General features: G+C 74.8%; 18 protein-coding genes and 1 pseudogene. 10 read left to right on the top strand and 9 right to left on the bottom strand.

Annotation, left to right across the window (positions count from 1 at the left end):
• The first annotated feature begins 70 nt into the window (after positions 1 to 70).
• From OG799_RS05955 to OG799_RS05945, 3 genes are read left to right on the top strand one after another with little or no spacing between them, the layout of a single operon-like run.
• Complete coding sequence (locus OG799_RS05955; RefSeq protein ID WP_406043889.1) at positions 71 to 1,297, top strand: NRAMP family divalent metal transporter; 1,227 nt, start codon at positions 71 to 73, stop codon at positions 1,295 to 1,297.
• Complete coding sequence (locus OG799_RS05950; protein WP_406043887.1) at positions 1,294 to 1,674, top strand: hypothetical protein; 381 nt, start codon at positions 1,294 to 1,296, stop codon at positions 1,672 to 1,674. The genes OG799_RS05955 and OG799_RS05950 overlap by 4 nt, the downstream gene beginning before the upstream one ends.
• Positions 1,661 to 1,978 (top strand): PRC-barrel domain containing protein, encoded by a 318-nt coding sequence (locus OG799_RS05945; protein ID WP_406043885.1) that lies wholly within the window; start codon positions 1,661 to 1,663, stop codon positions 1,976 to 1,978. The genes OG799_RS05950 and OG799_RS05945 overlap by 14 nt, the downstream gene beginning before the upstream one ends.
• A 116-nt stretch (positions 1,979 to 2,094) precedes the next feature.
• Here OG799_RS05945 and OG799_RS05940 read toward each other — a convergent pair whose 3' ends face one another.
• From OG799_RS05940 to OG799_RS05930, 3 genes are all read right to left on the bottom strand, one after another.
• A complete protein-coding gene (locus OG799_RS05940) occupies positions 2,095 to 3,414 on the bottom strand; it encodes a hemolysin family protein (protein ID WP_406043883.1) in 1,320 nt (439 codons plus the stop codon).
• 120 nt (positions 3,415 to 3,534) lie between these two features.
• Positions 3,535 to 4,161 (bottom strand): hypothetical protein, encoded by a 627-nt coding sequence (locus OG799_RS05935; protein WP_406043881.1) that lies wholly within the window; start codon positions 4,159 to 4,161, stop codon positions 3,535 to 3,537.
• Between the two features lie 10 nt (positions 4,162 to 4,171).
• Positions 4,172 to 4,675 carry a GNAT family N-acetyltransferase gene (locus OG799_RS05930; protein ID WP_406043879.1) on the bottom strand — a complete coding sequence of 168 codons (504 nt, stop codon included), beginning with the start codon at positions 4,673 to 4,675 and terminating at the stop codon, positions 4,172 to 4,174.
• Between the two features lie 145 nt (positions 4,676 to 4,820).
• Here OG799_RS05930 and ppdK point away from each other — a divergent pair, with 145 nt between their 5' ends.
• The 3 genes from ppdK (at position 4,821) to OG799_RS05915 (ending at position 8,459) form a co-directional block, all read left to right on the top strand.
• Entirely contained in the window at positions 4,821 to 7,481 is a 2,661-nt protein-coding gene (gene ppdK, locus OG799_RS05925; protein WP_406043877.1) for a pyruvate, phosphate dikinase, read from the top strand.
• 12 nt (positions 7,482 to 7,493) lie between these two features.
• Positions 7,494 to 7,946: a hypothetical protein gene (locus OG799_RS05920; protein WP_406043875.1), complete on the top strand. Its 453-nt coding sequence runs from the start codon at positions 7,494 to 7,496 to the stop codon at positions 7,944 to 7,946.
• Positions 7,947 to 8,162: 216 nt separating this feature from the next.
• On the top strand, positions 8,163 to 8,459 hold the full coding sequence (locus OG799_RS05915; RefSeq protein ID WP_406043873.1) for a hypothetical protein: 297 nt from the start codon (positions 8,163 to 8,165) through the stop codon (positions 8,457 to 8,459).
• On the opposite strand, the gene OG799_RS05910 is transcribed toward OG799_RS05915, so the two are convergent.
• Together OG799_RS05910 and OG799_RS05905 are read right to left on the bottom strand one after the other, a co-directional pair.
• The gene (locus tag OG799_RS05910; protein ID WP_406043871.1) at positions 8,429 to 8,905 is read right to left on the bottom strand and encodes a cyclic nucleotide-binding domain-containing protein; all 477 of its coding nucleotides are present in this window, start codon (positions 8,903 to 8,905) and stop codon (positions 8,429 to 8,431) included. The genes OG799_RS05915 and OG799_RS05910 overlap by 31 nt on opposite strands.
• 62 nt (positions 8,906 to 8,967) lie before the next feature.
• Positions 8,968 to 9,384: an Hsp20/alpha crystallin family protein gene (locus OG799_RS05905; RefSeq protein WP_406043869.1), complete on the bottom strand. Its 417-nt coding sequence runs from the start codon at positions 9,382 to 9,384 to the stop codon at positions 8,968 to 8,970.
• Positions 9,385 to 9,557: 173 nt separating this feature from the next.
• Here OG799_RS05905 and OG799_RS05900 point away from each other — a divergent pair, with 173 nt between their 5' ends.
• From OG799_RS05900 to OG799_RS05890, 3 genes are all read left to right on the top strand, one after another.
• On the top strand, positions 9,558 to 12,164 hold the full coding sequence (locus OG799_RS05900; protein WP_406043867.1) for a cation-translocating P-type ATPase: 2,607 nt from the start codon (positions 9,558 to 9,560) through the stop codon (positions 12,162 to 12,164).
• 50 nt (positions 12,165 to 12,214) lie between these two features.
• Positions 12,215 to 13,111 (top strand): universal stress protein, encoded by an 897-nt coding sequence (locus OG799_RS05895; RefSeq protein WP_406043865.1) that lies wholly within the window; start codon positions 12,215 to 12,217, stop codon positions 13,109 to 13,111.
• 141 nt (positions 13,112 to 13,252) lie between these two features.
• A complete protein-coding gene (locus tag OG799_RS05890) occupies positions 13,253 to 14,134 on the top strand; it encodes a universal stress protein (protein ID WP_406043863.1) in 882 nt (293 codons plus the stop codon).
• A 35-nt stretch (positions 14,135 to 14,169) separates the two neighbouring features.
• Here OG799_RS05890 and OG799_RS05885 read toward each other — a convergent pair whose 3' ends face one another.
• Positions 14,170 to 14,796 carry an FMN reductase gene (locus OG799_RS05885; RefSeq protein WP_406043861.1) on the bottom strand — a complete coding sequence of 209 codons (627 nt, stop codon included), beginning with the start codon at positions 14,794 to 14,796 and terminating at the stop codon, positions 14,170 to 14,172.
• Complete coding sequence (locus tag OG799_RS05880; RefSeq protein ID WP_406043859.1) at positions 14,793 to 15,902, bottom strand: LLM class flavin-dependent oxidoreductase; 1,110 nt, start codon at positions 15,900 to 15,902, stop codon at positions 14,793 to 14,795. Before OG799_RS05880 ends, OG799_RS05885 begins: the two co-directional genes overlap by 4 nt.
• On the opposite strand from OG799_RS05880, the gene OG799_RS05875 reads away from it, so the two are divergent.
• On the top strand, positions 15,805 to 16,620 hold the full coding sequence (locus OG799_RS05875) for a DUF3224 domain-containing protein (protein ID WP_406043857.1): 816 nt from the start codon (positions 15,805 to 15,807) through the stop codon (positions 16,618 to 16,620). The two genes, OG799_RS05880 and OG799_RS05875, sit on opposite strands and share 98 nt — an antisense overlap.
• Here OG799_RS05875 and tnpB read toward each other — a convergent pair.
• Positions 16,596 to 17,975, bottom strand: coding sequence for an IS607 family element RNA-guided endonuclease TnpB (gene tnpB / locus OG799_RS05870; RefSeq protein WP_406043855.1), 1,380 nt, complete (start codon positions 17,973 to 17,975; stop codon positions 16,596 to 16,598). The two genes, OG799_RS05875 and tnpB, sit on opposite strands and share 25 nt — an antisense overlap.
• Positions 17,972 to 18,394: pseudogene (locus OG799_RS05865) on the bottom strand (IS607 family transposase); the annotation flags it as partial. The gene tnpB and the pseudogene OG799_RS05865, both read right to left, overlap by 4 nt.
• Positions 18,395 to 18,447: the final 53 nt, after the last annotated feature.

Raw genomic sequence — 18,447 nt, 5'->3', positions numbered from 1 at the left:
GATTCGACCTGAAAAGGGCGGCTGACACGGATATCGTCGCGTCGATGAGACCGCCCGCTGTCCCGCCGCTGTGAGGAAACTCCTCGCCGCCACCCTCGGGGTGCTCTCCGCCATCGGCGGCTTCGTCGACATCGGCGACCTGGTGGCGGCGAGCCAGGCCGGCGCCCGGTTCGGTATGGCCCACGCCTGGGTGCTGCTCGTCGGCGTGCTCGGCATCTGCGCGTACGCCGAGATGGCCGGACGGATCGCGGCGGTGAGCGGCCGGGCGGTGTTCGACCTGGTCCGGGAGCGGCTCGGGCCGCGGGTGGCGCTGCTCAACCTGGTCGCGTCCTACGTCGTCACGGTGGTCACGCTGGCCGCGGAGCTGGGCGGGGTGGCGCTGGCGGTGCAGCTGGCCACCGGGGTCAGCTACCTGCTGTGGGTGCCGGTGGCCGCGTTCGCCGTCTGGCTGGTGCTGTGGCGGATGCGCTTCACGCTGATGGAACGGGTCTTCGGGCTCGCCGGGATGGCCCTGCTGGTCTTCGCGGTGGCGTTGTTCGCCCTGCCCACCGACTGGGAGCGGCTCGGCAGCCAGGCCGTGCACCTGAGCACCGCGGGGCAGGGGTGGAGCGCCTACTGGTTCATCGCGGTGGCGCTCTTCGCCTCCACGGTCAGCCCGTACGAGGTCTTCTTCTTCTCCTCGGGCGGGGTGGAGGAGCGGTGGAGCGCCGCCGACCTGGCCGATGCCCGCTCGAACGTGCTGGTCGGCTTCCCGGTCGGCGGGTTCCTCGCGCTGTCGCTGATCGCCACCGCGGCGGTGGTCTACCACCCGACCGGGACCTCGCTGGACACCCTCGACCAGGTCGCGCGGCCGGTGGTGCTGGCCTTCGGCGGGATCGGGCTGGCGGTCGCCGTGCTGGCGTTCTTCGCGGTCACCTTCGGCGCCGCGCTGGAGACCGGCCTGTCGGCGGCGTACGCGGCGTCGCAGTACTTCGGCTGGCAGTGGGGCAAGCGGGTCAGCCCGCGCGAGGCCGCCCGGTTCCACAGCGTGCTGCTGGTCAGCGTGCTGCTGGGGGTGCTCCTGCTGCTGACCACCATCGACCCGGTCCGGCTCACCGAGTACATGCTGGTCCTCAGCGCGGTGGTGCTGCCGCTGACGTACCTGCCGATCCTGGTCGTGGCGAACGACCGCAACTACCTGGGCGACCGGGTGAACGGCCGCTGGAACAACCTGATCGGCGCACTGTTCCTGCTGCTCATCGTCGCCGCATCGGTGGCGGCGATCCCGTTGGCGATCATCACGAGGATGGGACGATGAGGGTCCAGCTCGCCAAGCAGCTGCTCGACCGGCAGATCGTCGACCGGGACGGCCGGCTGGTCGGCCGGGTCGACGACATCGCCTTCGCGGTGGACGACGAGGGGTTCCCGTACGTGGACAGCCTGCTCACCGGGCAGGGGGCGCTCGGGCAACGGATGGGCGGCCGGATCGGCCGGATCCTGGTCGGGATCGCCGACCGGTTCGTCGACGACCCACCCGTGCGGCCGATCCGGATCCCGCTCACCATGATCGAGCGGGTGGACAGCACCGTGCGGCTGCGCGCCGCGGCGGCCGACCTGCCGCCGGCGCCGGTCGAGGACTGGCTGCGCCGGCACCTCATCGACCGCATCCCGGGAGCGAACCGTGCGAGCGGGTGAGCTGCTCGGGCGGACCGCGTACGACCTGCACGGGCGGCGGCTCGGCCAGGTGGTGGACGTGGTGGTCCGGGGCGGCTTCCCGCCCGACCGGCTGCGGCTGACCGACGTGATCGTGGCCGCCCACTGGTGGACCCGGCTCACCAGCCGGCTCATCAGCCCGGAGCTGCACCCGTCGGGGCCGTGGCTGCTGCGGGTCGTTGCCCGGGTGGTCGGGCGGAGCACCCGGCAGCTCGCCGCCGACCAGGTGCGGCTCGTCCCGCCGGTGCCCGGCTTCCCGTTCGGCCCGCCCGGCGGCACGGACTGAGCGCCGGCCGGCCCGGGTTGGCCGCCGGCCAAGAGTGCCGGCCGACCCTCGGCCCGGACGGCGCGGCCCGTCCGTGGGCCCGGGTGATGCGGTCCGGCCGGGCGCCGGTGCGACCGTCAGTTGCGGGCCTCGTCCAGCAGCGCGGCATCGGCCGCCGCGTCCGCGCCGGCGTCCCGGCGGATCCGGACCTCGGTGATGGCCCGGTGGTCGATGTCGGCCACGACGAGGTCCCAGCCGTCGACGGTGACGCTCTCTCCCGCCACGGTCGGAATGTGCCCGAGGCAGGTCAGCACCAGCCCGGCGATGGTGGTGTAGTCGCCGGCCGGCCGGCCGGGCAGCGCCACGCCGAGGTCGGCGAGGTCGTGCACCGGGAAGGTGCCGGGCAGCACCAGCGTGCCGTCGTCCTCGGTGCGGACCGAGCTGAGGTCGCGGTCGGTCTCGTCGTAGATCTCGCCGACGATCTCCTCGAGAATGTCCTCCAGCGTGACGATCCCGTCCACCGCGCCGCGCTCGTCCACCACCAGCGCGATGTGCTGCCGTTCGGCCTTGAACTGGCGCAGCGCGTCGACCACCGGCAGCGAGTCGGGCAGCAGCATCGACGGGCGGGCGATCTCGTCGACCGGCCGGTCGCCCGGCACGCCGACCAGATCGCGCAGGTGGATCACGCCGACCGCGTCGTCCAGGCCGCCGTGCCGGACCACCGGGGCCCGGGAGTGGCCGGTCGCGGCCAGCACCAGCCGGGCGGCCTCCGCGGTGGTCCCGCTGTCGAGCGTGAAGACCTGCAACCGGGGTACGAGCACCGCGCGCAGCTGCCGGTCGGCGATCTCCACCGCGCCGGCGATGATGGTCCGCTGCTCCTTGGTGAAGCCGTGGTTGCCGGCGACGATGTCCCGCAGCTCGTCCGGGCCGATCTCCTCGGGCTGGTGCTCGGGGTTCAGCCCGAACAGGCGTACCACCAGGTCGCTGGTGGCGCCGAGGGCCCAGACGGCCGGCCGGGTGAAGGTGGCCAGCAGGTCCAGCGGCCGGGCCACCAGCAGGGCCCACCGCTCGGCGGACTGCATGGCGATCCGCTTCGGGGCCAGCTCGCCGAAGACCAGGGTGACGAAGGTCAGGGCCAGGGTGACCGCCACGATGGCGACCGTCTCGGCGGCCTCGCCGAAGACCCCGAGCAGCGGGACGAGCGGCTTGGCCAGGGAGACCGCCGCGGCGGCCGAGGCGAGGAAGCCGGCCAGGGTGATGCCGATCTGGATGGTGGCCAGGAACCGGTTCGGGTCCTTGGCGAGCCGGGCGAGGGTCCGGCCGGCGCGGCTGGTCCGGTCCAGCCGCTGGAGTTGGCTGTCCCGCAGCGAGACCAGCGCCATCTCACTGCCGGCGAAGGCCGCGTTGACGATGACCAGGACTCCGACCAGGGCCAGTTGGCTCCAGTAGCTCTGCACGCCCGGTTCTCTCCCTCACCGCGCCCAGCGCCGGCCGCCCGGCGCCGCCGCCCGGGGACCCGGTCGGCGTAGGCCCCACTGTGCCCAGCGGCGGGGTCGCTGAATCCTCCGGGACGGCCGTCAGGCGGGCGCCGGCAGGTCCAGGACGTAGGTGTCGCCCTCGGGGCGGAAGCCGAGCCGGTGGTAGTAGGGGGCGACCATGCCGGGCGGGCTGACCACCCGGCGGAAGCCGCGGTCGGTGAAGAGGCTGCTGCGCCGGTAGACGAACTCGCCCGGGGTGAAGTCGCGGAACCGCTGGGTGACGTAGTCCAGGTCGATCTGGGCGACCCCGCCGGGCTCGGCGTGCGACACCACCACGCCGACCACCTCGTCGGCGCGGACCACCAGGAACGCCGAGCGCCGCCCGTCGGCCGGGTCCCAGTGGAAATCGGGGTTGAACCGGGCGATGTCGGCGGCGTGCACGCGCAGGGTGTGGGCCAGGAACGCGTCGCCGGTGCCCACCTCGACCACCTGGTACGTCTGCTCGTCGTGCCGGGTGGCCAGCATCGTCCGCAGGTGCCAGACGTTGATCACGGTCAGCACCACGTTGAGACCGACCATCGGCCAGACGTGGATCGCCGCGTTGTAGCCGATCAGGATGAGGCACCCGACCAGGTTGAGTGCGCGCAGCCGCAGGATGCGCGTCTGCAGCAGCGACCAGACCAGCAATGCGGAGCCGGCCCAGCCGACGAGTTCCAGCCAGTTCACCTCGGGAAGACTAGTGGCCGCCCAGCTCAGCGCCGTCGGCGGGCAACTCCAGTACCCATTCCTCGACCTCCGCGCCGCGGCCGTTGGCGTACCCGGAGTCCTCGCCGACCACGACGAAGCCGCACTTGCGCAGCACGGCGAGGGAGGCGCGGTTGTCCTTCGCGGCGCGGGCGTGCACCGGCCGCTGCGGCAACTCGCGCAGCAGCGCGGCCAGCGCGGCGGTGGCGTGGCCCCGGCCCCACCCGCGCGGGTCGATCCAGTAGCTGACCTCGGTGCGGTCATCCACCGGGAAGGCCGCCACGTGCCCGACCACCTCCCCGCCGGCCACCGCCGTCCGGTTGACGATGCGCGGGTCGGCGCGGATGCGCGCCCAGTGCGCGTCGAACGCCGCCCGGTCGGCCGGGTCGACCGGGCCGAAGGCGGCCATCCAGTTGGCCTGCGGATCCTGCTGGTGGGCGAAGAACTCGGGCAGGTCCTCGTCGCGCACCGGGCGCAGCCGCAGCTCACTGGTCACCGCCGAAGGATACGCGGGCCCACCGACACACTCGGGACCTCCGACCCGGTCATCCTCGGCCTCCGGCCCTGCCGGCCCGGCCCGGCGCATTGCTACCAACGAATGGGACGACGTTTCCCGCGGTAGCGGAATGGAGGCCGGGACCATGCCCAAGTACGTCTACGACTTCATCGAGGGTGACCGGAGCAGGGCCGACCTGCTGGGCGGCAAGGGCGCGAACCTGGCCGAGATGACCCGGCTCGGGTTGCCCGTGCCGCCCGGCTTCACCATCAGCACCGACGCCTGCCGGGCGTACCTGGCCGCCGGGTCGCCGCCCGCCGGGCTGTTCGCCGAGGTCAACGCGCACCTGCGGGAGATCGAGGCCCGCCTGGACCGGTGGCTCGGCGACCCCCGCGACCCGCTGCTGCTGGCCGTCCGCTCCGGCGGGCGGTACTCGATGCCCGGGATGATGGAGACGATCCTGGACATCGGGCTCAACGACGCCACCGTCGGCGGGCTCGCGGCGCGCAGCGGCGACGAACGCTTCGCCTGGGACTCGTACCGCCGGCTGATCCAGATGTTCGGGCGCACCGTGTACGGGGTGCCGAGCGACGAGTTCGAGCGGGAGCTGGCGGCGCTGCGGGCCACCGCCGGGGCGGCCGGGCCGAGCGCCGGGCAGCTGCGCGACCTGGTGGAGACGTACAAGAAGATCTTCGCCCGGCAGGTCGGGCACGACTTCCCGCAGGCCCCGCACGAGCAGCTCTACCTGGCCATCCGCTCGGTCTTCGAGTCGTGGAACGCGGAGCGGGCCCGGCTCTACCGGCGGCAGGAGCACATCCCGGACGACCTGGGCACCGCGGTCAACGTGATGGCGATGGTCTTCGGCAACCTCGGGCCGGACTCCGGCACCGGGGTGGCGTTCACCCGCGACCCGGCCACCGGCGCGCCCGGGGTGTACGGCGACTACCTGGCCGACGCCCAGGGCGAGGACGTGGTGGCCGGCATCCGCAACACCGTCGGCCTGCCCGAGCTGGAACGGCTCGACCCGGTCAGCTTCCGGCGGCTGCTGGAGATCATGGCCACCCTGGAACGGCACTACCGGGACCTGTGCGACATCGAGTTCACCATCGAACGCGGCCGGCTGTGGATGCTGCAGACCCGGGTCGGCAAGCGCACCGCGGCGGCCGCCTTCGTGATCGCCGCGCAACTCGTCGACGAGGGGCTGATCACCCTGGACGAGGCGCTGCACCGGGTCACCGGGGCGCAGCTCGCCCAGCTGATGTTCCCCGCCTTCGACCTCGCCGCCGCGCCCGCGCCGCTGGCGGTCGGGGTGGGCGCGTCGCCGGGCGCCGCCGTCGGGCGGGTGGTCTTCGACTCGGCCGCCGCCGCGGCCGCCAGCGACCCGGTGATCCTGGTCCGGCGCGAGACCAACCCGGACGACCTGCCCGGCATGATCGCCGCGGCCGGGGTACTCACCTCGCGCGGCGGCAAGACCTCGCACGCCGCCGTGGTGGCCCGGGGCATGGGCCGGACCTGCGTCTGCGGGGCCGACGCACTGGACATCGACCCGGAACACGGCGAGTTCACCGTCGGCGACCGGGCGGTCCGGGCCGGCGAGGTGATCTCGATCGACGGGACCACCGGCCGGATCTACCCCGGTGAGGTGCCGGTGCAGCCCTCCCCCGTGGCCCGCTACCTGGCCGGCGAGCTGAGCCCCCAGGCGGATCCGCTGATCGCAGCCGTGCACCGGCTGCTCGGCCACGCCGACGCGGTGCGCAAGCTGGGGGTTCGGGCGAACGCGGACACGCCGTCCGACGCCCGGCGGGCGCGGCGGTTCGGCGCCACCGGCATCGGGCTGTGCCGGACCGAGCACATGTTCCTCGGCGAGCGCCGGGAGCTGGTGGAACGGCTGATCCTGGCCGACGGTCCGGAGGAGCTGGAGGCCGCGTTGGCGGCGCTGCTGCCGTTGCAGCGGGTCGACTTCGTCGGCATCCTCGCCGCGATGGACGGCCTGCCGGTGACCATCCGGCTGCTCGACCCGCCGCTGCACGAGTTCCTGCCGCCGCTGGCCGAGCTGACCGCCCGGGTGGCCCGCGCCGAGGCGCTCGGCGCGGAACCGGGCCGGGACGCCACCCTGCTGACGGCGGTCCGCCGGATGCACGAGGCGAACCCGATGCTCGGGCTGCGCGGGGTGCGGCTCGGCCTGGTGGTGCCCGGGCTGTTCGCCATGCAGGTCCGGGCGGTCGCCGAGGCGGCGGCCCAGCGGATCCGGGCCGGCGGGGACCCCCGGCCGGAGATCATGGTGCCGCTGGTCGGGGACGTGCGCGAGCTGGCCGCGGTGCGGGACGAGGCCGAACGGGTCCTCGCGACGGTCGACGGCGCGCCGGAGATCCCGATCGGCACGATGATCGAGGTGCCCCGGGCGGCGCTGACCGCCGGGGAGATCGCCGCCGAGGCGCACTTCTTCTCCTTCGGCACCAACGACCTCACCCAGACCACCTGGGCGTTCTCCCGCGACGACGTGGAGGGCTCTTTCTTCAGCACCTACCTGGAGCGCGGGATCTTCCCGGTGTCGCCGTTCGAGACCATCGACAGGCGCGGCGTCGGCCGGCTGATCCGGATGGCGGTCGCCGAGGGCCGGGCCGCCCGGCCGGAGCTCACCATCGGGGTCTGCGGGGAGCACGGCGGCGACCCCGACTCGGTGGCGTTCTTCGCCGACGCCAGGCTGGACTACGTCTCCTGCTCGCCGTACCGGGTCCCGATCGCGCGGCTGGCCGCCGGCCGCGCCGCCGTCGACCCCGCCACCGGCACGTCCGATTCCCGTTAGGAGGGCAGCGCGATGACCGCGATCTTCAACCCCACCGGACTCGCCCCGGCGAGCCCACCCCTGGTCCGGCCCGCTCCGCCAGCACCGGCTCCCGCCGTGGTCAACGCCTCGGTGGGCCCGGTGCTGGAACTGCCCGGCACGCCGGCCACGGCGCTGGTGCCGGTGACCCACGAGGGCCGTCCGATCGGCGCCTTCGTCCTTTCCGGAGGGCGCGTCCGGTACCGGCCGGTGGTCGACCCGGACCAGCTCCTCGCGGCCGCCGCCGGGGCGTTCGCCGTCGCCGTGCTCACCGCCGCCGTGGCCGCGGTCGGCCGGCGCCGACCGCCCGCGATCGGCGCGGTCACCATGGGACCCGGCGGCTGGGTCAGCCTGCGCGGCGTACGCCCGCCCGCGCTACGGCCGGAGCCCGGCCGGCCCTGGTGGGCCCGGGTGCTGCGGGCGCGACGGCTGGTGGTCGAGCGCTGAGCCGCGCAGCGGAGCCGCTTGCCGCCGGCTCGGCCCGCACACGTAACGCCGAGCCGGGTCGACCGGGACGGACCGCCGCCCGTGGAGCGGCCAGTTCGCCGCGCGGTTCTGGCCGGGTACTGACCGGGCCGGGCACGGCGGGCGGCGGTCACCCTAGAGGTGGACCGCCTGGGGGAACCGGCGCGACGCGACCGGGTGGCGGCGGACGATCGTCGGATGAACAGGATGCGTCACCGCCGGCACCGGCCGCCATTCCCAGTGCGAATCCGCGGTGCCTCGGTCACGGGCGCGAAGGCGGCCGGTCCGCGGACGCTGGGCCCCACGGCGGCCGCCCCGCTGGCGCTCGCCGCTGCCGCGCTCGGGGCGGTGGCGGTGGGCACGCTGGCGATCGGACGGCTGGCCGTGCGCCGAGCGGTGATCCGCGAGCTACGGATCGGCCGGCTGGAGGTGGACGAGCTGATCGTCCACCGGCAATCGGCAGGTCAGCCGGTCGGCGGCAGCGCGGCCGGGTAGCCGTACAGGTCGAGCAGGCGCACCCGGGACGCTTGGAGCCGGTCCACCACCACGCTCATGAACCGGGCGGTGAGCTGCCGGCCGAGCCGGTCGTCCGACTCCATCAGCCGGCGCACACCCTCGGCGGTGAACTCGACCGCGGTGCTGCGCTGCACCGCGACCGCCCCGAACTGCCAGCGGTACGGCGGGAAGAGCCACGACCAGCCGAGCACCCCGCCCGCGCCGATCGTCTCGATCCCCACGTCACCGCGCCCCGGCACCGGGAAGTCGAGCGCCACCTGGCCGGTACGCACCAGCCAGAACCGTTCCGCCGGCTGCCCCGCGCGGAACAACCGGTGCCCGGGGTGCCAGACCACCGGGCGGGCGTAGCCGGTCAACGGGGGCAGCCACTCCTCGGGCAGGCCGGCGAAGAAGGGGTGCGCGCGGAGCATCTCGAGCGGGGTCATGGCCTCACGCCTCTCAGACGGGTGAGGGACCCGGCGTACCGCCGGGCCCCTCGGGTGTCCGCTCACCGCTTGCCGCCGTGCTCCACGGTGATCGGAATCTCCCGGGCCGTCGGCTCGGTGCCGCCGACCGTGGCGGTGATCTCGAGGATGCCGTCCGCGTAGCGGGCCGCGATGGTCTCCTCCTTCACCCCGGCGGGGAGCGGGATCAGCCGGGAGAAGGAGCCGTAGTGGAACTCCGAGTGGACCTTGTCGGTGTGGCTCTCCCGGCGGACCACGTCCAGCCGCAGGCTCTCGCCGGTACGGGTGATTCGCACGTCCTTCGCCGGGTCGATGCCCGGCAGTTCGGCGCGGACGACGTAGCGGTCGCCGTCGAGGTAGTCCTCGACCCGGATGGTCGGCGCCAGCATCGGCAGCCAGGACAGGTTCGTCCAGTCGAACGGCGCCAACGTGCCGCCCCGGAACTTGGTGACAGTGGACATTTTCGACCTCCTTGTCGATCGTCCTGTCTCCATCCGACCTCGCCCGCGCCCGGACCGTCAGGGCCGATGGTCCCGGGCCGCCCGGGCGCAACGCCTCTGCCGGCGGGGGGATGGCGCGGACGACGGTGGAGGGGGACGGTGCGCGCCGCACCCCGCGACGTCGGAGGTCACTGGTGACAGCAGTCGGTACGACCACCCGGGCCGGGGGGCCGCCGCTCGCCGGCTCCGCCGGTGCGGGGCCGGCCACCGGCCTGTCGTCGGCGACCGCCGCCGCCCGGCTGCGCGCCGAGGGCCCGAACCGGGTCGCCCCGCCGCCCCGCCGCCACCTGGCCGTGCGGATCCTGCACCAGCTCACCGACCCGCTGGTCGCCCTGCTGCTCGCCGCGGCCGTGGTCACCACCGTGCTCGGCGACCTGTCCGACACGGCGGTGATCGTGCTGGTGGTGGCCGTCAACACGGCCATCGGGGTGGTGCAGGAGGTCCGCGCGGACCGGGCCATCGCCGCGCTCGACCGGCTGGCCGCGCCGACCGCCCGGGTGGTCCGCGACGGCCACGACCTGATCCTGCCCGCCGGCGAGGTCGTCCGCGACGACCTGGTCCGCGTCCAGGCCGGCGACGTCGTACCGGCCGACCTGCTGCTGCTGGCGGCGAGCCGGCTACAGCTCGACGAGTCGGCGCTCACCGGCGAGTCGGTGCCGGTGGCCCGGGCCGCCGGCGCGGAACTCGCCGCCGGCACCGTGGTCACCACCGGCCGGGCCACCGGCCTGGCGCTGCGGACCGGTCCGGCCAGCGCGCTCGGCCGGATCAGCGGACTGGTCGCGCGGACCCGGCCCGGCCCCACCCCGTTGCAGCGTCGGCTGGCCGGCCTCGGTCGCGTCCTCGGGCTGGCCGCGGTGCTGCTGTCCGCGCTGGTCTTCGCCGTCGGCGTGCTCGGCGGCCGGCCGGTGGTGGAGATGGCGGTCACCGCCGTCAGCCTGGTGGTGGCCGCGGTGCCCGAGTCCCTGCCCGCGGTGGTGACCCTGGCCCTGGCGCTGGGTGCCCGGCGGATGGCCCGATCGCGGGCGATCCCCCGCCGGCTGCACGCCGTGGAGACGCTCGGCTCGGTGACGGTGGTCGCCTCGGACAAGACCGGCACCCTCACCGAGGGGCGGATGGCGGTGCAGCAGGCGGTCACCGCCGGGGGCGCCCGGTACGCGGTCACCGGCGCGGGGTACGCCCCGGACGGCGCCGTGCACCGCGACGGGGGCCGGGGGGTCGTATCGGAGGAGCTGCGCCGGCTGGCGCGGGCCGGGCTGCTCTGCAACGACGCCGCGCTGTCGCCGCCCGACGAGCGGCGACCGGAGTGGACCGCCGTGGGTGACCCGCTGGAGGCCGCGCTGGTGGCCTTCGCCGGCCGGTGCGGGCTGGCCGCCGAGGCCACCCGGGCCGCCTGGCCCCGGGTCGCCGAGCACCCGTTCGACCAGGCCACCAGGCGGATGACCACGGTGCACCGGGCGTGCGGCCGGTACCTGGTGGTGTGCAAGGGCGCCCCGGAGAACGTGCTCGCCGCGCCGCTGGTCGACGCGGCGCCGGCGGAGATCGCCGCGTTGACCGCCGAGGCGCACCGACTGGCCGCCGACGGGCTGCGGGTGCTGGCCGTCGCCGGCGCGCTGCTCGACGCCGCCCCCGACCCGGCGGCGCCGACCGGGCTGCGTCCGCTGGGCCTGGTCGCCGTGGGGGACCCGCTGCGCGCCGGCGCCGCCGACCTGGCCGACAGCTTCGACCGCGCCGGCGTACGCCTGGTGCTGGTCACCGGCGACCACCCGGCGACGGCCGCGGCGATCGGCGGGCAGCTCGGCCTCTGGCGCGACGGCGACCCGGTGGTCCGCGGCGACGACGGCGACCCGGCCGGCGCGGACCCGGCGGCCCGGGTCTTCGCCCGCACCCAGCCGGACCAGAAACTCGACATCGTCGCCGGCCTGCAGTCCCGGGGGCACGTGGTGGCGATGACCGGCGACGGGGTGAACGACGCCCCGGCGCTGCGCCGGGCCGACATCGGGGTGGCCATGGGCGGCGGGACGGAGGTGGCCCGGCAGGCCGCCGACCTGGTGCTGGTCGACGACGACCTGGCCACGGTGGCCGCGGCGATCGGCGAGGGCCGGCGGATCTACGACAACATCCGGCGGTTCCTGCGCTACGCCCTGTCCGGCGGGGTGGCCGAGATCGCGGTGATGCTGCTCGGGCCGCTGTCCGGGCTGGCGGTGCCGCTGCTGCCGGCGCAGATCCTCTGGATCAACCTGCTCACCCACGGGGTGCCCGGGGTGGCGCTGGGCGCGGAGCCCGCGGAGTCGGGCACCCTGCGCCGCCCGCCCCGGTCCCCGCAGGAGTCGGTGCTCGGCGCCGGACTCGGCCGGGACGTGCTGCTCACCGGCGGTCTGATCGCGGCGGTGACGCTGGCCGCCGGGGCGGCCGCCGCCCACCAGGACCGGCCGTGGCAGACGGTCGTCTTCCTGGTGCTCGGCCTGGCCCAGCTCGGGGTGGCCCTGGCGGTCCGGGTGCCCCGCCGGCCGGGCGCCCGGCCCGGCAACCCGGGGCTGCTCGCCGCGGTCGCGCTCTCCGCGCTGCTCCAGGTCGGCGGGGTGCTGCTCGCTCCGCTGCGGACGCTGCTCGGCACCGTCGCGCTGGGCGTACCGGAACTGCTCGCCTGCGCGGCGGTGGCCGCCCTGCCGGGCCTGGTGCTCCGGCTCGCGCGGCTCCTCGGCCGGGACCAACGGCCCCACGACCGGGACCAGCGCCCCTGACGACGGCCGGCGCGCCGGAGCACGCTGAAGACAGGACGAAGGAGGACGTGATGACCAACAGAGCCGGTGCCCCTGTCGTGGTGGGCGTGGACGGTTCCCCGTCAGCGCTGGACGCGGTCCGGGTGGCCGCCCGGGAGGCGGCGGCCCGGCACCGGCCGCTGCGGGTGGTGCACGCCTTCATCTGGCCGCTGTACGGCGTCCCGCTCGGCCCGGTTCCCGCCGCGCCGCCCGACGCCGGCCTGCGCCACGAGGCGGAGAAGCTGGTCGCCGAGGCGGTCGACGAGGCCGGCAAGGTCTCGGCCGAGCTGACCGTGACCGGCGCGGTGGTGGACGGCCCGGCGACCCCGGTGCTGCTGGGCGAGAGCCGGGACGCGGCCCTGCTGGTGCTCGGCCACCGCGGCCTCGGCGGCTTCGCCGAGCTGCTGGTCGGGTCGAGCGCCGTGCAGGTGACCGCCCGGGCCGACTGCCCGGTACTGGTGATCCGCGACGAGCCGCGCGCCGACGGTCCGGTCGTCGTCGGGGTGGACGGTTCCCCGCTGTCGACCGAGGCGATCGGGTTCGCCTTCGCCGAGGCCGCGCAGCGCGGCACGTCCCTGGTGGCCGTGCACGCCTGGCTGTACCCGACGCCGGTCGGCCCTGGCGACATCGTGCCCCTGGTGTACGAGCCGGAGGCCCTCGCGGCCGAGGAGGGGCGGGTGCTCGCCGAATCCCTCGCCGGCTGGTCGGAACAGTATCCGCAGGTCCCGGTACGGCAGCGGCTGGTCGCCGGCGCACCGGCCCGGGTGCTGGTGGAGGAGTCGACGGACGCGCAGCTGACCGTGGTCGGCGCGCACGGTCGCGGCGCCCTCCGCGGGCTGCTGCTCGGCTCGGTCAGCCACGCGGTGCTGCACCACGCGCGCAGCCCGCTGGCCATCGTCAGGCACCACAAGGTTGGCACCGCTTCCTGACCACCCGGTGCCCGGTCCGCGTCGGCCCTTCCCCCGGGCCGACGCGGACGGCTGTCGGGAGCGGGAAGTTCCCCGGGGCAAATGCGGACCGGCGGCGGTGGGTACGTCGACAATGACCTGATCGACCTGAAGGGGGCGCTGATGAACCGACCTGTCGTGGTGGGCGTCGACGGATCACCGTCCAGCCTGGTCGCCGCGGAGCACGCGGCGCGCACCGCGGTCCAGCGGTCCCGGCCGCTGCACCTGGTGCACGGCTACCTGCACCCGCTCGGCTACGGCGTGCCGCTCAACCCGTACGACCTGGGGGTGCCGGCGCCGACCGACGAGGCGCAGAAGATGCTGGAGCAGGTGGCCGCGGAACTCACCGAGCGCCATCCCGGTCTGCGCGCGGAGGTACGCCAGGTGGCCGGCGGGCCGGGCGCCGCGCTGGTGGAGGAGTCCCGCCGGGCCGAACTGGTGGTGGTCGGCAGCCGCGGCCACGGCGGCTTCGCCGGCCTGCTGCTGGGCTCGGTCAGCGGCCAGGTCGCCCAGCACGGGCACTGCCCGGTGCTGGTGGTCCGGCCGGCCGACGAGCCGATCCCGGTGGGCGGGCCGGTCGTGGTCGGGGTGGACGGCTCCGAGTCGGCGGCGCTCGCCGTCCGACAGGCCGCCGACGAGGCGGTACGCCGGGGCACGGCCCTGGTGCTGATGCACGTCCGCCCCGAAGGCCGGCCCGGGGGCGTGCCCGAGGAGGTGGCGGAGTCGGGAGCGGCCGAGCACGCCGGGTCGGCAGAGCTGCTGGCAGGCGCGGCCGGCCGGGTGCGCGCCGACCATCCCGGGCTGACCGTGACCGAACGCCCGGTCCGGGCCGCCAAACCGGAGCAGGCGCTGATCGAGGCGAGCGGGGAGGCCACGCTGGTGGTGGTCGGCTCCCGGGGTCGGGGCGGCTTCGCCGGGCTGCTGCTCGGCTCGGTCAGCCATGCGCTCGCGCAGCACGCCCACTGCCCGGTGCTGGTCGCCCACCCGTACGAGCCAGCCGACTGAGCGCGGGCTCCCGCCTCCGGCGGACGGCGGCCGGATCAGCGGGGGTCGCGGCCGGCGAGCAGGTCCTCGAAGCTGGTGGTGAGGGCGAACGGGTCGGCCGGTCCGGCCGCCGCCGGGCGACGATCAACCTGCTCGGCGAGCTCGCCGCCGGCCCGCCGGATCCGGGCGCGCAGGGCCCCGTCGGCCCCCTCGCCGGACCAGTCCTCCGGCGCGGCGAAGACGGCGGTCGGCACGACGACCGCCCGCAGGTAGGCGAACATCGGCCGGACCGCGTGCTCCAGGGCGAGCGAGTGTCGCGCGGTGCCGCCGGTGGCGCCGATCAGCACCGGCAGAGCGGCCAACGCGTCGGCGTCGACCACGTCGAAGAAGGACTTGAACAGCCCGTTGTAGGAGGCGTTGAAGATCGGCGTGACGGCGATGAGCCCGTCCGCCCCGGCCACCGCGTCCAGCACCTCCCGAAGCGCGGCCGACGGGAATCCGGTGAGCAGTTGGTTCACCACGTCGTGGGCGTGCTCCCGCAGGTCCACCGGTCGGATCGCCACGTCCGCGCCGCGCCGCGCCAGCTCGTCGCGGGTGGCCGCGGCGAGCTGGTCGGCGAGCAGTCGGGTCGAGGAGGGCTGGCCGAGGCCGGCCGAGACCACGGCCAGGGTGCGCCGGGTCATCGGGCGGCCTCCGCTCCCGCCCGGTCCGCCGCCGCGTCGCGGGCCGCGACCAGCGAGGAGTGGGTGGGCGCCTCGGGTACGTCGGCGGGACGCCGCGAGTCGAACTCCTTGCGGAGCACCGGGACGACCTCCTCGCCGAGCAGGTCGAGCTGTTCGAGGACGGTCTTCAGCGGCAGCCCGGCGTGGTCCATCAGGAAGAGCTGTCGCTGGTAGTCGCCGACGTACTCGCGGAAGCCGAGCGTCCGGTCGATGACCTGCTGCGGACTGCCGACGGTCAGCGGCGTCTCCCGGGTGAACTCCTCCAGCGACGGGCCGTGCCCGTAGACCGGGGCGTTGTCGAAGTACGGCCGGAACTCGCGGACCGCGTCCTGCGAGTTCTTCCGCATGAACACCTGCCCGCCGAGCCCGACGATGGCCTGCTCCGGAGTGCCGTGGCCGTAGTGGGCGTAGCGCTGGCGGTAGAGGCCGACCATCCGCTGGGTGTGCTCCCTGGGCCAGAAGATGTGGTTGGCGAAGAAGCCGTCACCGTAGTACGCGGCCTGCTCGGCGATCTCCGGGCTGCGGATCGAGCCGTGCCAGACGAACGGCGGCACACCGTCGAGCGGGCGCGGCGTCGAGGTGAACGACTGCAGCGGGGTGCGGAAGCGGCCCTTCCAGTCGACCACGTCCTCGCGCCAGAGCCGGTGCAGCAGGTCGTAGTTCTCGATGGCGAGGGGGATGCCGTTGCGGATGTCCTGGCCGAACCACGGGTAGACCGGCCCGGTGTTGCCGCGCCCCATCATCAGGTCGACCCGGCCGTCGGCGAGATGCTGGAGCATCGCGTAGTCCTCGGCGATCTTCACCGGGTCGTTGGTGGTGATCAGCGTGGTCGAGGTGGACAGCAGCAGCCGTTCGGTGCGGGCGGCGATGTGGCCGAGCATGGTGGTGGGCGACGAGGGCACGAACGGCGGGTTGTGGTGCTCGCCGGTGGCGAAGACGTCGAGCCCGACCTCTTCGGCCTTGAGCGCGATGGCCACCATGGCCTTGATCCGCTCATGCTCGGACGGCAACCGCCCGGTGGTCGGGTCGACCGTGACGTCGCCGACGGTGAAGACTCCGAACTGCATGGCAAGCTCCTCGCGTGACGCCCGGACCGCCGTGGCCGGGATCGCACCGCACAACATATTTGACGCAGCAACTATTCCGTCGCGCACCCACCCGCGGGTGGCCCAGCAGGCCGGCTCGGCGCTGTCCTGGACGATCGTGCCCGACACGGGCACCGACCAGCTGCGGGAGCTGCGCGGCGGCGGGCAGATCATCGCCGGCGCGGACGGCGGCCACCGCTACGTGCTGGAGTACGAGCTGCCCCGAGCCGCGGGATCCGTCCGCAGCCCTCGACGGCGCCGGACGTCGCGGCCGGACCGGGTGCCACCGGCCCCGCCGTCGCAGTCACGTCCGGGGCGGCTGCGGACCGGGGTGCGGACCGGCCCCGGGCTGAGGCGGCCCGCCGTAGGGCTGGCCCGGATGAGGCTGCGGCCAGCCCTGCTGCGGGTACGGCTGCGGCTGCGGCGGTCCGGGGTACGGCCAACTCTGCTGGGGCGGTCCGGCGGGATACGGCTGCGGCTGCGGCGGGCCCGGGTATGGCTGCTGCCAGCCCTGGGCAGGGTGCGACGGGCCCGACGGGCGGCGCCGGCGTCTCCGCCGGACCCCGATGAACACGATCGCCCCGACGATCAGGGCGAGCGTGAGGAACTGACACATCAGTCGCCCGATCAGCCGACCCCACTCGTACGACGTCACCGTGCCCACTCCGTTACCTTTCAGTGCGCTCTAGCGAGCGTGTGATCGGTAGTCCCGCCTTGCGGTGGGACGGTCCCGGTCTGATCAGCGGTGGCTGTGCCGGGTTGACGCTTCACAGCCACCTGCCCGCCGGGGCGGGTCTGACGGTCGGCTCCACGTCCTGCCGCCGGGCCACTCCCGGCGGTGTCGATCTGCGCCGCGAGTGCGGCGAGATTGCGTGCGGCGTTGAGGTCGCGGTCCAGGGTCAGGCCGCAGGCTTCGCACTGGTATTCGCGCTCGGACAGGGCCAGCTTGGCTTTCACCGTGCCGCAGCCTGAGCAGGTCTTCGAGGACGGGTACCAGCGGTCGGCGGTGAGCAGCCGCCCGCCGTTCCAGCCGGTTTTGTAGCCGAGTTGGCGGTGTAGTTCGGCGAGCCCGGCGTCGGCGATGTGGCGGGCCAGGCGCCGGTTGCGCAGCATCCCGGCCACGTTGAGGTCTTCGACCACGACCGTGCCGTAGGCGGCCGTGAGGCGGGTGGTGAGTTGGTGCAGACCGTCGCGGCGCAGGTTCGCGACCCTGGCGTGCGCCCGGGCGAGCCGGGTCTGGGCGTGCCGCCACCGGTTCGACGGCTGCTGCCCGGTGCGCCGGTCGGGACCGACCCGGCGGGACAGCCGCCGGGCGAGCCGGCGCATCCGCCGGGAGGCGGTGTCCAGGTGGCGCGGGTTGGGTACGAGTTCGCCGGTGGACAGCACGGCCAGGTGCGTGATGCCAACGTCCACGCCCACGGTCGCGTGCGGGCGGGTCGGGTGGCGCTCGGCGCGCTCGACCTCGGCGCAGAACGCGACATGCCAGCGGCCGCCGTCGCGGCGCACCGTCGCGGACAGGATACGGGCGGTGCCCGCGTCGAGTCGGCGGGCGAGTTTACGGGCGGACTCGTGTAACTTCAGTCGGCCCAGCCTCGGCAGCGTGACGTGTGTGCGGTCGGGCTCGACGCGGATGGTGCCGGTGGTGAACCGCACGGACGGTGTCGTGCGGCGGCGGGAGGTGAACCGGGGGAACCCGACGGGCCGGCCGGCCCGTTTCCCCGCACGGGAGTCCGACCAGTTCTTCAGCGCCCGGGCGAGCGCGTCCAGGCCGGTGTTGAACGCTTCCTTGGAGCATTCCGGCCACCACGGCGCGACCTCGCGCTTGGCGCTGTTCCACGCCTTACGCAGCGCGGGCAGTGTCCAGCCGAGCGACGGGGTGAGCTGATCGTCGGGCACGCCGTAGGTGCGTTCGGCGGCGCGCTGGTCCATGACGGCCTTCACGCGGGCCAGCGCCCAGTTGTGCGCCACCCGGGCCGCGCCCGCATGGGCAAGCACGGCCCGTTCCTGTGCTGGGGTCAGGTCCAGGGCGAACCGGTATGCCTGGATCGTCTTCACGCCGGGCCGTCCCAGGTGGCGGCTTCGACGCCACGGCATGCGCGGTTGGCCGCCGCGCGGCGGCCGTAGAGGCGGGCGCACAGCGAGGTCAGGATCTCGGTGACGTCACCCACCAGGTCGTCGTCGACCTCGGCCGGGTCCACCACGAGCAGGCGGCGGCCCTGCGCAGCCAGCGCGGCTTCGACGTACTCGGCGCCGAAGCGGGCGAACCGGTCGCGGTGCTCCACCACGATCGTGGTCACGGCCGGGTCGCGCAGCAGCGCGAGGAACTTCTTGCGGTGGCCGTTGAGCGCGGCACCGACCTCGGTCACCACCCGCGACACGGCGAGGTGCCGGCCGGTGGCCCAGACGGCGACCCGGGCGACCTGCCGATCCAAGTCGACGCGCTGGCCGGCCGACGACACCCGGGCGTACACCACGCGATGCCCTGGGACGCCGCCCACTCCTTCAGGTTCACACAACCACCGTAGCT

Origin of the sequence: Micromonospora sp. NBC_00898, from assembly GCF_045207895.1 — a bacterium.
Taxonomy (GTDB): domain Bacteria; phylum Actinomycetota; class Actinomycetes; order Mycobacteriales; family Micromonosporaceae; genus Micromonospora.
Note: the sequence above shows the minus strand (reverse complement) of the source record. Positions and strands in the feature narration are given on the sequence as shown.